The organism is Sorangium sp. So ce693, assembly GCF_051521375.1.
Lineage (GTDB): Bacteria > Myxococcota_A > Polyangia > Polyangiales > Polyangiaceae > Sorangium > Sorangium atrum.
In genome coordinates this window covers 8,699,660-8,712,109 of sequence record NZ_CP150347.1, presented here as the reverse complement: position 1 = coordinate 8,712,109, position 12,450 = coordinate 8,699,660, and the positions used below count along the sequence as shown (strand labels likewise).

General features: G+C 74.4%; 10 protein-coding genes. 5 read left to right on the top strand and 5 right to left on the bottom strand.

Features of this window, described 5'->3' with window-relative positions:
• Window positions 1–22: 22 nt before the first annotated feature.
• Window positions 23–3,292 (top strand): response regulator, encoded by a 3,270-nt coding sequence (locus WMF14_RS32400; protein ID WP_437792538.1) that lies wholly within the window; start codon window positions 23–25, stop codon window positions 3,290–3,292.
• Between the two features lie 34 nt (window positions 3,293–3,326).
• Here the strand turns inward: WMF14_RS32400 and WMF14_RS32395 are convergent, their stop codons facing one another.
• Together WMF14_RS32395 and WMF14_RS32390 are read right to left on the bottom strand one after the other, a co-directional pair.
• Complete coding sequence (locus tag WMF14_RS32395) at window positions 3,327–3,803, bottom strand: cytidine deaminase (protein ID WP_437792536.1); 477 nt, start codon at window positions 3,801–3,803, stop codon at window positions 3,327–3,329.
• Window positions 3,800–4,651, bottom strand: coding sequence for a purine-nucleoside phosphorylase (locus WMF14_RS32390; protein WP_437323864.1), 852 nt, complete (start codon window positions 4,649–4,651; stop codon window positions 3,800–3,802). The genes WMF14_RS32395 and WMF14_RS32390 overlap by 4 nt, the downstream gene beginning before the upstream one ends.
• A gap of 115 nt (window positions 4,652–4,766) precedes the next feature.
• Between WMF14_RS32390 and WMF14_RS32385 the strand changes: the two genes are divergently transcribed.
• The 3 genes from WMF14_RS32385 (at window position 4,767) to WMF14_RS32375 (ending at window position 7,697) form a co-directional block, all read left to right on the top strand.
• Window positions 4,767–5,147 carry a hypothetical protein gene (locus WMF14_RS32385; protein WP_272094792.1) on the top strand — a complete coding sequence of 127 codons (381 nt, stop codon included), beginning with the start codon at window positions 4,767–4,769 and terminating at the stop codon, window positions 5,145–5,147.
• A gap of 337 nt (window positions 5,148–5,484) precedes the next feature.
• Window positions 5,485–6,426, top strand: coding sequence for an RNA polymerase sigma factor (locus tag WMF14_RS32380; protein ID WP_272094791.1), 942 nt, complete (start codon window positions 5,485–5,487; stop codon window positions 6,424–6,426).
• Window positions 6,423–7,697 carry a FecR domain-containing protein gene (locus WMF14_RS32375; RefSeq protein WP_437792533.1) on the top strand — a complete coding sequence of 425 codons (1,275 nt, stop codon included), beginning with the start codon at window positions 6,423–6,425 and terminating at the stop codon, window positions 7,695–7,697. The genes WMF14_RS32380 and WMF14_RS32375 overlap by 4 nt, the downstream gene beginning before the upstream one ends.
• A gap of 126 nt (window positions 7,698–7,823) precedes the next feature.
• Here WMF14_RS32375 and WMF14_RS32370 read toward each other — a convergent pair whose 3' ends face one another.
• Window positions 7,824–8,129, bottom strand: coding sequence for a PilZ domain-containing protein (locus WMF14_RS32370; protein WP_272094789.1), 306 nt, complete (start codon window positions 8,127–8,129; stop codon window positions 7,824–7,826).
• Window positions 8,130–8,202: 73 nt separating this feature from the next.
• On the opposite strand from WMF14_RS32370, the gene WMF14_RS32365 reads away from it, so the two are divergent.
• Window positions 8,203–9,369 carry a hypothetical protein gene (locus WMF14_RS32365; protein WP_437792529.1) on the top strand — a complete coding sequence of 389 codons (1,167 nt, stop codon included), beginning with the start codon at window positions 8,203–8,205 and terminating at the stop codon, window positions 9,367–9,369.
• 62 nt (window positions 9,370–9,431) lie between these two features.
• On the opposite strand, the gene WMF14_RS32360 is transcribed toward WMF14_RS32365, so the two are convergent.
• Together WMF14_RS32360 and WMF14_RS32355 are read right to left on the bottom strand one after the other, a co-directional pair.
• Complete coding sequence (locus WMF14_RS32360) at window positions 9,432–9,995, bottom strand: hemerythrin domain-containing protein (protein ID WP_272094787.1); 564 nt, start codon at window positions 9,993–9,995, stop codon at window positions 9,432–9,434.
• 208 nt (window positions 9,996–10,203) lie between these two features.
• Window positions 10,204–12,447 (bottom strand): hypothetical protein, encoded by a 2,244-nt coding sequence (locus WMF14_RS32355; protein ID WP_437792526.1) that lies wholly within the window; start codon window positions 12,445–12,447, stop codon window positions 10,204–10,206.
• Between the last annotated feature and the right edge of the window lie 3 nt (window positions 12,448–12,450).

The window sequence follows — 12,450 nt, the reverse complement described above, 5'->3', positions numbered from 1 at the left end:
GAACCCGCGCACACCCCGGAACATGACGAAAGTCCTCGTATTTGAGAGCGATCCGGCGTTTGCCGGGGAGCTCCGCACGGAATTGGGCCGCCTCGGCTGCACCGTTCAGGTGGTCGACGACGGCAACGTCGGCCTGCAGGCGGCTGCGGCCGAGCGCCCTGACCTCATCCTGCTGTCGATCGAGCTGCCACGCATGAACGGCTTCTCGGTCTGCAACAAGCTCAAGAAGGACGTGCAGCTCAAGGACGTCCCGCTCGTCATCATGTCGAGCGAGTCGAGCGAAGAGACGTTCGAGCAGCACCGGAAGCTCAGGACGCGCGCGGAGGACTACATTCACAAGCCGATCGCGTTCGGCGAGCTCCTCGAGCACATCCGCAACTATGTCCCGATCGACGGGGACGACGCGGAGGCCGATCCGATCATGATCGATGAGGCCGAGGTGCTCGAGGCCGACATCGACGAGGACTCGGGCGATCCCACGATCATCACGGCCGCCGTGTCCTCGAACGGTACGCCCGCGAGCGTCGCGCCCCCGCCCGCTGCTGCGCCGTCGGTCCCGCCGCCGGTGCCGAGGCCGCCGTCCGCCGCGCCCCCGCCGCCCGCCGCCGCCGCCCCGTCCGTGGTGCCGCCGTCCGCGGCGCCGAGGCCGCCGTCCGCCGCGCCGAGGCCGCTGTCCGCGGCGCCGCCGCCTGCCGCCATACCGTCGGCGCCCCCTGTCGCCGCCGCGCAGGAGCGCGCCCGGGCGTCAGCTCCGCCGAGGCCCCCGCAGGGCGCCGCGCCGCGGTCCGATGTCCGCAAGTCGGACGAGGACATCGAGGAGTTCATCGGCGGCGCGTTCACCCGGCTGATCCGCGACGAGGAGGAGGAGCGGACCGACGTCAGGCCCTCGGTCGCGCCGTCGACGCGGACGCTGGCGCCCACGAAGACGCCCGTACCAGCCTCGGCGCCGCCGCCCGTGAGCTCGTCGCCGGTGGCCGCGTACCGGGCGCCGGTCTCCGAGCGCGGGGCCGCGTACCGGGCTCCGATCTCCGAGCGCGGAGCCGCGTACCGGGCGCCGATCTCCGAGCGCGGGCGGCTGACCCCTGCGCCGCCCGCGCCGCCCCGCTCCGACGCCGACCCGGCCGAGATCGAGCGCCTGCGTGGCGAGCTGGACAGATCCAAGGGCGAGATCGTCCGCCTCACCAAGGAAGTCGCGGCCGCGCGCGCGACCTCGCTTCGCCTCGAGGGCGAGCTCTCCTCGGCGAACGACGGCAGCCAGGAGGCGGCCCGCCTGCGGCGCGAGCTCGACGAGCTCAAGGTGAAGCTCGCGGCCGGCGGCGGCGCCGGCTCCAGGCCCGGCGGCGTGTCGAGCCGCGAGTTCCTGGATCTGCGCGAGGCGCTGAACAAGAAGGACAAGGAGATCCTCGCGCTCCGCGACCAGATGTCGCGCAAGGACAAGGAGCTGCTGGAGCTCCGGGATCAGTCGCTGTCGCTCGAGCGGGAGAAGGCCGATCAGGTCGACAGGATCCTGGAGCTCGAGCGCGCGAGCGAGGACCTCGACGGGCAGGTCGCGTCGCTCCGCGCGGACAAGGAGCTCGCCGCGAAGCGCGCCGACGACTTCAAGGCGCGCGCGGAGAAGCTGCAGGGGCAGATCGCCGCCCGCGACGCGGATCTCTCGGCGGCCCGGCAGGCGCTGATGGACGCGGAGGCGGCGCACACCGAGGCGCTGCGCGCGGCGGCGGACGAGAAGACACAAGCGATCGCCGCCGTCGAGGCCTCGGCGCAGCGCGAGCTCGAGGAGAGCGCGCAGGCGGAGCGCGAGCGCTTCGAGCAGGCGGCCGCGGGGCACCGGGCGGAGATCGAGCGGCTCAACGCCGAGCACGCCGCCCGGCGCGAGCAGCAGGCTGCCGAGCATCGCGCCGCCACCGAGAAGCTGACCGGCGAGCACGCCGCCGCCACCGAGAAGCTGGCCGGCGAGCACGCCGCGGCGCTGGACCGCCTCCGGGCCGAGCATGCGGCGGCGGCGGAGGGGGCGAAGACCGAGCACGCCGCTGCCATGGAGGGCCTGCGGTCCGAGCACGCCGGGGCGCTCGACGCGGCGAGGCGCGAGCACGAGGCCGCCGTCGAGGCGCTGCGGCGCGAGCACGAAGCCGCGACGGAGCGGCGCGACCGGGAGCACGCCGCTGCGCTGGACACGGCGCGCAGCGAGCACGCCGCCGCGCTGGACACGGCGCGCAGCGAGCACGCCGCCGCTCTGGAGCGCGCGCAGGCGGAGCACGCCGCCGCGCTCCAGGGGACTCGCGCCGAGCACGCCGCCGCGCTCGAGAAGCAGCAGGCTGGGCACGCGTCCGAGCTGGAGTCGCTGCGGGGCGAACACGCGTCCGAGCTGGAGTCGCTGCGGGGCGAACACGCGTCCGCGCTGGAGTCGCTGCGGGGCGAACACGCGAGCGCCGTCGAGGCGCTCCGGAGCGAGCACGCGGACGAGATCGGACGGCGGGATCGCGAGCACGCGAGCGCGCTGCAACGCCTCCAGACCGAGCACGCGCGCGCGCTCGAGGGGCAGGCCGAGGAGCACGCGCGGGCGGTCGCTCAGCAAACGGAGGAGCACGCGCGGGCGCTCGCGGCCGCGCGAGAGAGCTTCGCAGCGCAGCTCGCGGCGCGGGAGCGCGAGTTCATCGAGGAGCGCGAGCAGGCCGTCCGCGACGCCGAGCAGGCCCACGCGAAGCGGGTGGCCGAGCTCGAGGAGCGCGCCGCCGAGCGGCAGGCGCAGCTCGAGGCCGCGCACGCGCAGACGCTCGCCGACACGCGCGCGGCGCACCAGGCCGAGACCGCCGAGCGGGAGGCCGCCTGGGCGGCGCAGCGGCGCGAGCTGGACGAGGTCGCCCGCGGCCTCTCCACCGAGCTCGGGCAGGCGCGCAGCCAGATCGCGAACCTCGAGGCCCGGACGCAGGAGCTCGATCAGCAGCTGGAGCAGCGCGCGGGCGAGCTCTCCGCGGCCGCCGCGGAGCGCGAGCGCTTGCTGGGCGAGCTCGCCGAGCGGGCGCAATCCATCGAGGCGCTCCAGGGCCGGCTCGCCGAGGCCGAGCGGCGCGGGAGCGAGCTCGGCGCTCAGCTCTCGCAGCGGACCGAGGAGCGCGACACCCTGCGGGCGCACGGCGAGCAGCTCACCGAGCATCTCGCCGTCGAGCGCGCCCGCCTGCAGAAGGCACGCTCGAAGTGGGGCGAGGACCGCGTCTCGCTCGAGCGCGCGCGGGAGGCGCTCGCCGCGGCGCTGTCGCAGATCGATCAAGCCGAGGCGCTCTCGATCGAGTGAGCCCTCGGCGCTCCCTGGAGGGCGCTCGGGGCGATCAGCGCGAGAGCGCGGCCGCCCCGAACGCCTCGGGGAGCAACGCCGACAGCGAGGTGGTCCGCGGCGCGACGCCGTCGGCCTCGGCGGCGATGAGGCGGATCGGGAGATCCACGGCGAACTCCGCGAGGGTCTGCCGGCACATGCCGCACGGACTCCCGAGCACGGGCCCGCTGGTGGCGACGGTGAGCGCGATCGGATCGCGCTCGCCGGCCGCGACCATCTGCACGATGGCGGAGCGCTCCGCGCAGATGGTGAGCCCGTACGAGGCGTTCTCGACGTTGCAGCCGGTGAACACGCGGCCGGATCGCACGACGATCGCCGCGCCCACCCGGTAACTGGAGTACGGCGCGTGCGCCCTCGTCCGGACGGCGAGGGCGGCCCGGTCGAGCGCGTCCCAGTCGATCGCCTGCGCCGCCTCGGTGGAGGCGGGCGCGTCGCCGGCGTCGTGGCGGGCGTCGTGCGGAGCGCGGCTCACGACGCCGAGCTCCCGGCCGCGACGTCGGCGCCTACGCGGCGGACCCACGCCGAGAGCAGCGCCGTGAACCGGGCGCGCGCCTCCCGGGCCGTCTCCTCGACCTCCTTGTGGTCGAGCTCGCGCTTGGTCAGCCCCGCGGCGAGGTTCGTGACGCACGAGATGGCCGCGGCCGGCACGCCCATGTGCCTGAGCGCGATGATCTCCGGGACCGTGCTCATCCCGACCGCATCGGCCCCGAGCGTGCGCAGCATGCGGATCTCGGCGGGCGTCTCGTACGTCGGCCCGAGCAGCGCGGCGTAGACCCCCTCGCGCAGGGCGACGCCCGCGTCGTCCGCCGCCGCCCTGGCGAGCTCGATCAGCCGCGGATCGTGCGCGTAGGTCATGTCGGGGAAGCGCTTGCCGAGCGCCTCGTCGTTCGGCCCGACCAGCGGGTTCGCTCCCATCAGGTTCAGGTGATCGGTGAGCAGCATCAGGTCGCCGGCGGCGAACCCCAGGTTGATGCCGCCGGCCGCGTTGGTCAGCAGCACGGCGCGACAGCCGAGCCGGGCGAGCACCCGCACGCCGAACACCACCTTCGCCAGCGGGTGCCCCTCGTAGAGGTGCGCGCGCCCCTGCAGGCAGGCGACCGGCACGTCCCCGACGCGGCCGGCGCAGAGGAAGCCGGGGTGCCCGGCGACGGCCGGCCGGGGCATGCCGGGGATGTCCGCGTAGGGCACCTTCACGAGCTCGGCGAGCTCGTCGCCCCAGCCGCCGAGCCCTGATCCCAGCACCACACCGACGCGCGGAGGCACTGGAATTCGTTCACGAATGACGCGCGCGGCTTCGTCGAGCTCAGGCAGGAGGGTCACCGCGACAAGCTACCCCAGGGCCGCGCAAAGGGTAAACGTCGCAGCGTAAACGTCGCAGATGCACGGCGGCGCCGCGCGTGATAGGGTCGCCGCCCTTTCGGGGCAAGTGACGACGATGGGTACCAAGATCGAAGATTTCTTGAAGGAAAAGAAGATCGACCCCCGCCGCATCATCGCGGCGTCGGTGAAGATCGAGCGGCTGCAGCCGGAGGATCGGGCGATCCGCCTGACCAAGCGGCTGGCGCGTGGCAGCGAGGACGCCGCCAAGAAGAAGGAGGCAGCCGGGACCAAGAAGCCGCGCAGCGGTCGTCCCGTGACCGACCGCACGCTGAGCGCCGCGCTGCAGGGCAAGCCGATCAGCGGCCCCGCGAAGACGCGCGTGCTTCGCGCGGTCAACCGGCTCCTCGAGCAGAAGAAGCAGGAGAAGGTCGAGCTGTCGGCGCTCTTCGACCTGCCGAAGAAGGGCGGCGCGGCGGGGGCCGAGGCCGCGGGCTGAAGCCGACGGGGACGACCCGGACGGCGCCGCGATCTTTCGGACTCACCCGGCTGGAGCGCTCGTTGGCCTGAGGCCGGCGCGGGCTCCAGCCGGGCCTTTTTTGTCAGGGGCTGAAGGCGCTCGCTACACGCGATCGCGGCGGCGGGAGCCGAGATCGAGCAGGTCGGCGGCGACGAGGGCCACGGTCAGCGATACGGCGATGAAGATCATGCGCCGGAAGGTCGCGCCAATGTGGCTCAAGGAACAACTTTTCTGCGTTCGGCGTAACCGCCGCCCGTGGGGGAGCGACCGTGCGGCGCCATGAATGATCCGGCGGCTCGGCGCATCAGAGCCCTCCGTGCATACCGTGGCGGTCGAGACGGGGGCGCTGTGGGTGCACCTCTCGCGGTCGTTCTTCCCTGGTGACACGGCTGCGCCGGACGGCCGTGGCGACGACCTGCCCGAGTGCGCTGCCAGAGACGCCCACGCGGCGCTCGACGTCGCGTTTGCGGGCGGTGACCGCGCTCGTCGTCCGGCGCTCGTCGTCTCTCCGTCGAGCTCCATGAGCGCCGAGGGGGCGGGTAGGCTTCCGCAGGTGACCGAGCCCGACGACGGGGGCGAGTGGATACGCCGCTTCCAGAGCGGTGACCCGACGGCGTTCGCAGAGATCTTCCGCCGCTACCGCCGCGACGTCGCGCGGCTCGTCTTCAGGATGCTCGGGCCGACCGCCGACGTCGAGGACGTCATCCAGGAGGTGTTCATCCAGGTGCACCGGAGCCTGGGCGACTTCCGGGGGCAATCGAAGTTCACGACGTGGCTCCACCGGGTGACGGTCAATGCCGTGCTGATGGCGCGGCGCGCTGCCCGCTGCCGGCCGGTGTTCGTGGGCGAGCTCGGCGTCGATATCGAGGTGGACCGCGGCATGCTCCCGGACGAGGACGCCGCTCGCGCTCGCAGGATCGACGCCTTTCGGCGGGTGCTGGAGCGCCTGCCCGAGAAGAAGCGGGTCGTCTACGTCCTGCACGAGCTCGAGGGGATCCCGCCGACCGAGATCGCCGAGATCGTCGGCGCGCCGGTCCTGACGGTGCGGACGCGCCTGTTCTATGCGCGCCGCGAGATCGAGGCGATGATGCGCGCCGAGCCCGCGCTCGCCCAGCTCGCCGCCGAGCTGGCCGAGGGCGGCGCGGACAAGCCGGACGGCGCCGGTCCGGCAGCGGCGCGCGCGCGCGTTTCCGTGGGGGGCGCCGCCGTGGGATATCCCGCGGCGGATCCATCGGCTGTCGACGCGGAGGACGCATGAGCGGCGCAAAGCACTACGACCGGGCACGCGAGCACATGGAGCGGTTGCTCCGTGCCGAGGAGCCGCCCGAGCCGCGCTGGGAGACCATCGAGCGCGAGCTGTTCGCGCGGATCGAGCGGGCCGCTCCTGTCCACCGCGCCGCGCCGCCGCAGCGATCGCCGCTCGGGCGCGCGCTCGGGTTCGCGGCGGCGGCGGCGGCCATCGCGTTCGCGGTCCTCGCGGCCGGGCGCTCCGCGCCGCCCGTCACGGCGACGTCGACGCCGCCGCGCGCCCGCGATCTCGCCGAGGTCCCCGCGGCAGCCGGCGGCGACCGGGCGTCCGGCGACCTGGACTTCCGCGCCCTCCGGCCTGGCGACTCGATCGAGACCGCTGACCACGCGGTCTCCTTCGTCGACGTCGGCTCGGTGCGCTGGACGCTCCTGCCGGACAGCCGCGCCGTCGTGCGCGCGGTGGGCGCGGCGGGGGTCGGCCACGTGATCTCGCTCGAGCGGGGCTCGGTGCGCGCCGACGTCGTCACGCGCGCGCCCGAGGAGGGGCTCGTCGAGGCGTTCGCCGTCGAGGTGGACGGCACCCGCGTCGCGGTGCACGGCACGCTCTTCACCGTGACCCGGCTGGAGGGCCGCGTGGAGGTCGACGTGGAGCACGGCACCGTCGCGGTCGGCCCCGCGGCGTACCGCGGCGCCACCACCGCGCACCTCCTCGTCGGCCCGTCGCGCGGCACCTTCTCGCTCGACGGCGGCCGCGAGGCGCGCCTCCTCGATCGCCCCGCGCCGCAGGGCGGCGCCGCCGAGGTCGCGCCGCCGGAGCCTGCGCCTGCGCCTGCTCCGCCCCAGCCGGCCATCGGCGCGCGTCCGCCGGGCGGAGCCGCTCTGGCCCCGGCGGTCGTGGCTCGCGCGGAGGAGCCCGCCGCCCCGTCGGTCGCCGAGCCGAATGCGCCGCTGTCGCCGCTGACGACCGAGCCCCAGCCTGCCCTCGCGCCGCCGGTCCCGGAGGCGCAGGAAGCACCTAGCCCGCCGGCGCTCACGCCGGCCTCCGTGCAGTCGCTGCTCTCGAGCTGCTTTGCGCGGGAGAGCGCGGGCAGCAGGTCCTCGGTCCGCCGCTCGATCGTCTCGACGCTGCACGTCTCCGTGCGCCCCGACGGCAGCGTCGCCGCCCTGCGCTTCAACCCGCCGCTCCGCCCGGCGCTGCAGTCCTGCGCCGAGGGCCTCTACCGAGGTCGCTTCGCGGGAGGATCGAGGCAGCTCGACATCCCCCTGACCATCGACGACTGAGCGGCGGCCACCCGCTTCGGAGACGGGCCCATCTCGACGTTTTCGGTGCTCGAGTGCGCCTGCGCGCCGAAAACGTCGAGATGGACCCGTCTCCTGTGCGGGTGGCCGCCGCTCTAGACTGCCGCTCTAGAGCGAGCCTAGGAGCTGGGTGAGCGCGTAGGTTTCTCGCGCGCCCATCACGCCGAACTGCACTCCCATCCCCTCGGGGGTGGTCCATCGTACAACCGACGGGATCACGGCGGCCTGCTTCAGTCCTTGCAGGGACAGCAGCACCTCGACGGTCGCGCCGAAGGGAGCCGGCGAGCTCGTCTCGATGAACATCCCGCCGAGGCTTAGGTCGCGGCATATCGCGTCGACGCGCGGGCCGTCACCGATCCGGAACGCGATCGAGAGCTCGATTTGCTTGCGCGGGTGCTTCCGGTGATCTCGCACGTTCCTCGCTGGCTAGCTGCGCGGCGCTGAGGCGCGCCGCGTGGGGTATTCTGGAGCGCAGAGGAGACGATCAATGTCGCGAGCCGAGAGCGTCGCTGTCAAGCGCCGGGAGCCGCACTCGAGTTCTTCTTCGAGTCGCTCGAGTCGCTCGAGCAAAAGCGGCAGCAGCAGCACCCCCGCGGTCGCGTCGTCCACGAGGGCCGACGCGGGGGCGCGCCGCGGCTGGAAGCGGCACCTCGAGGGCTGGGAGCCAGGGCTCGTGGCCGTGTTCATCGCGGGCTCGGCCGCGGTCCTCGCCGTGCCGCGGTCGGTCGAGCCGGCCGAGCTGCCGCTGCCGCTCGCGGACGCGCGAGCCCTCGCGCGCGTGCGAGACGCGGACATCACCCGCGCTCGCGAGGCCGAGGAGCTCGGGCTCGACACCGAGGTGCGCGAGCTCGGCTCCGCCGTCCGCGCGTTCGGGCTCGTGGACGCCGACGCGGATCATACCGAGGCCGAGCTCCTGGCCGCGCGCGCGCGCGTGACCGGCGCCGTGGGTCCCGCCCTCGCTCAGGGGGACGAGGCGGTGCTCCGGCTGCGCGCCTACCAGCTGAGAGCGTTCGTGCGCGAGGTGCGCCGCTTCGAGGCGACAGGCGAGGAGTCCGACGAGCTGCGCGAGCTCGGCGGCGACTTCGTCGGGCTGCTCCGCCGAAACGCCTGGCTGGAGCAGGGGGAGGCGCAGCGCGGCGGCGGGGAGGGGGCCCGCCGCGTCGCCATGGATGGCGTCGTGCTCGGCGTGCTCTTCAAGAAGCGCTGGAGCGCCATCGTCGGCGTCCAGCGAGATCCGTTCGCCCCGGCGCTCGACGAGGAGCGCGCGCTGTTCAAGTTCTTGCTCGCGCACCCGACCGTCGCCGCGAGGAGCGCGCAGGCCCTTCCTGCTCCTCCCGACGAGGAGACCGCGGCGCGTCTTGAGCAGGCGGGCGGCTCGGGGCCGCGCGCGCCCGCGGCGGCGATCCGCGCAGCGGAGGCGCGGCGCGCCGAGGAGCAGTATCGCCTGAAGAAGATCGACGAGATCGCCGCGCTCGACCCCTCCTATCCCAGGCACCTCGCCCGCGGCGTCACCCTCTATCGGCTGGGGAGCTTCATGCAATCGGCGGAGGCGTTCCGCAGCCACCTGGACCAGCACCCCGACGGGGCGCACACGCTTCGAGCGCAGAACTACCTGCGCGCCGCGCTCGAGCGCGCGCGCGAGGAGCAGTTCTAGGAACGGTCTCCAGTCGACCGCGCCGAGCGATCGCGGCCGCGACGCATCCCCCGGGGCGGGTGCTACGGGCCCCTGCGCATCCCGCCCGGGCGGTAGGGTCGCCCGCTGATGCCCTTGGCAGGGTTGCCTTGCCCGCCGCGCCCTCGGCGCGTCTCCATCTCGTTCCAGATCCCCTGCTTGGCCGAGGCCTGTAGGAACCGGCGAGCGGCCGGAAATACCTCCTGCTCCTCGCACTCGACGTGGCGATGGTGCGCGACGCGCAGGTCCTCGATGAGCTGAGGGATCGTCTCCACGGCCTCGGGGCCGCCGTCTCTGTCGATCGCGGCGCGCAGCGCGTCGATCGCGCGCTGTTGCGCCTTGTGCTCCTGCCGGAGACGCTCGAGGGTCGGCGCGATCGCCTCGAGCACCGCGAGCCGCGGGTACAGCGAGCGCTCCTCGTCCTCGCGATGCCGGCTCATCGACCGCTCGAAGTAGGACACCACGCTGGAGAGACCCTCGAGCGCGGCGGCGCGCCCGCGCGGCTCGCTGAGCGCCCGCGCGGCGCGCGCGAGATCGTTCAGGTTCTCTTCCAGGCTCCGGTGAGCGGCGGTGAGCTTCTCGAGCGGATCGTTCCGGTCATCGGACATTCATCGATGATCGAACGACAAGGCGCACGCGTGGAAGCCCTTTATTCCTTCCACGCGCTGTTGGCGCGCAGCGTCGCGCGCTCCGCGCGCCAGTAGCGCTCCGCGTCGCGCGCTCCGCGCTGGTCATCCGACCAACTCGCCACCTGACCAGCGGAGACCCCATCACACATCCGGCGCCGGCCATCCCGCGCGGGATCGCTGGCGCGGTCTACGGAAGGCCCGCGTTGCGGGGCAGATCGAGGTGCAGCACGGGCGCAAGCATCTCGCGCGCGAGGTGCACCTCGAGCAGGTCGATCACGGGGCTCTTCGACACCGCGCGGAGACGCTCGTCCGCGCCGGCATCCCCCGCCGCCTTCCTGGCCATCGCCGTGTAAAATTGCGCCTCCACCCGCTGCGCCGCGCTCCGGGCGAGCCTGCCGAGATCCGCGTCGTTGAGCCCACCGTTCGCCCAGGCCGCGAGCTTCCCCGTCCAGGACGCGCGGCTCGTCGCGCTGTCCAGCGCGCGGCCCGCGGTGCCGTCGGTCGCGACGCCGAGGGCGCGCTCCAGCAGCAGGACCCAGAGCCCGCCGTAGACGAGATCCTCCTCGTCCACGTTCGCCTCGAGGCCGCGCTTCAGCGCGCGCCGCGCGGCGGGGAGATCGCGCTCCACGAGCGCACGCCCCACGGCGTCGAGCATCGTGGCGCCGAGCTGCGGCGGCTCGGCCGCGACCAGGGCGAACGCCCGGTCGTACGCCCGGGTCGCGCCCTTCTCGTCGCCATAGCCGTCGAGGATGCGCCCGAGCAGCCGCTCCGTCCGCGCCTTCGCGCCGGGATCCCGGGCGCGCTGCCGGGTGTCGAGCGCGGCGGCGAGCGCCGCGTCGAGCGACTCCTTCGCCCGGTCCTGCGTGCCAGCGTCGCGGTGGAGCTCGAACGCGAGCAGGTGCGCCTGGATGATCTCGAGCGGCGCGCTGCGCGCGTCCGGCGCGCCCAGCGCCCGCCGCACGTCCTCGAGCGCGGCCTGGGGCTCGCCGGACTGCCGCTCGGCCATCGCGAGCAGCGTGAGCCCGTTGACCGTCGGCTCGGCCGCCGTCGCCGCGCGGAGCAGCGGCAGCGCGGCCACGAGGTTGCCAGCGCGCAGCTCGACCGACGCCATGAGGGAGCGGACGCGCGCGCCCGACGGATCGAGCGCGCCGCCGCCGCGCGCCGCCCGATCGGCGAGCACGAGCAGCGGCCCCGCCGCGTTGTAGGTGCGCCGGGCCGCCTCGAAATCGTCGTTCGACGCCTCCTCCGAGAGCGCGCTCAGCACGAGCCCGAGCGCGGCCCCGAGCGCGCCGGGGCTCGGCCGATCGCCGAGCGCGCCGGCGATCACGAGCGGCGTCGCCTCGGACATGCCGAGGCGGATCATCACCTGGGAGAGGAGCGTGGCGCTGTCGTAGTTCAGCGGGTCGCGCCGGTAGGCCTCGAGGGCCGCGCCCCAGATCGCCCCGTCGAGCAGATCCTGCCGCATCCCGGTCTCCGCGTCGCGCTCCTGCGCCTCGTGCTGCGCGAAGGCGGCGGCGAGCGCCTGCCACGAGACCGCGTCGTCGTCGGTGGCGGCGGCCTTGAGCCGCTGGTAGAGGCCCGGCGGGATCACCCGGCGCACGCTCGTGCGGTCGATCTGGTCGATCGCGCCCTTCGCGTCCCCGAAGCGGAGGAACAGCGCCGCCAGGCTCGCGCCGCCCGACTCCAGCGCGCGCGCCGCCTCGACCGCCTCCTCGCGCTCCGGCCTCGCGCCGCCTTGCCGGTACTCGATGTTGAACTCGATCGCTCGATCGATCCACGCCACGGTGGCGGCGGCCGCGCGCTGGATGGACTCCGCGCGGCCGTCGACGAGGGCGCGCGAGACGGCCGCGCGCTGATCCGCGCCGAGCTGCTCGAGCGGCCCGCCGGTGCGCGTCTCCTTCATCCATTGCTCGAGCGCGGCGAGGTGCTCGTCGCTCTCGGCGCGGGCCCGGCTCCCGCTCGGCAGCGCGGCGGAGCGGAGCTCCATGAGGGCCCGCACCCGCCCCTCGTCGCCGCGCGGGCTCAGCCGCTCGATCGCGCCGGCGACGGCGCGCTCGCCCACGGCGTCGATCATCTCGGCGCGCCCCTCGCCGGGACGGACGAGGGAGAGCGCGCCGAGGACGCTGTCGACGGCCCGGTCGGGCTGCCCCGCGTTGAAGCGCCCCGCGGCGTGCGCGAGCTGCCTGCGGACCACGCCGATGAGCAGGCCGGTGCGCTGCGGGCTCTGCTTGCCGTCGCGCACGATCGTGTACAGGCTGGCGGAGAAATCGGCGTCGCGGACCTCGACGGCAGCGACGCGGCCCTCGGCGCCTGGCGGCCCCTTCGCCCCCGGCGAGCCAGAGGCCGCGCAGGCGACGGGAGAGAGCGCGAGGGCGAGCGCGGCGAGACCCCGAGCGAGACGGCGCCGAGGGAACAGGGGCGGCAGCGACATTGC

Excerpts from the sequence above, each read along its gene's own strand:
- WMF14_RS32400 (WP_437792538.1), top strand. The coding sequence starts at position 23 with ATGACGAAAGTCCTCGTATTTGAGAGCGATCCGGCGTTTGCCGGGGAG.
- WMF14_RS32385 (WP_272094792.1), top strand. The coding sequence starts at position 4,767 with ATGGGTACCAAGATCGAAGATTTCTTGAAGGAAAAGAAGATCGACCCC.
- WMF14_RS32375 (WP_437792533.1), top strand. The coding sequence starts at position 6,423 with ATGAGCGGCGCAAAGCACTACGACCGGGCACGCGAGCACATGGAGCGG.
- WMF14_RS32365 (WP_437792529.1), top strand. The coding sequence starts at position 8,203 with ATGTCGCGAGCCGAGAGCGTCGCTGTCAAGCGCCGGGAGCCGCACTCG.
- WMF14_RS32360 (WP_272094787.1), bottom strand. The coding sequence starts at position 9,995 with ATGTCCGATGACCGGAACGATCCGCTCGAGAAGCTCACCGCCGCTCAC.
- WMF14_RS32355 (WP_437792526.1), bottom strand. The coding sequence starts at position 12,447 with ATGTCGCTGCCGCCCCTGTTCCCTCGGCGCCGTCTCGCTCGGGGTCTC.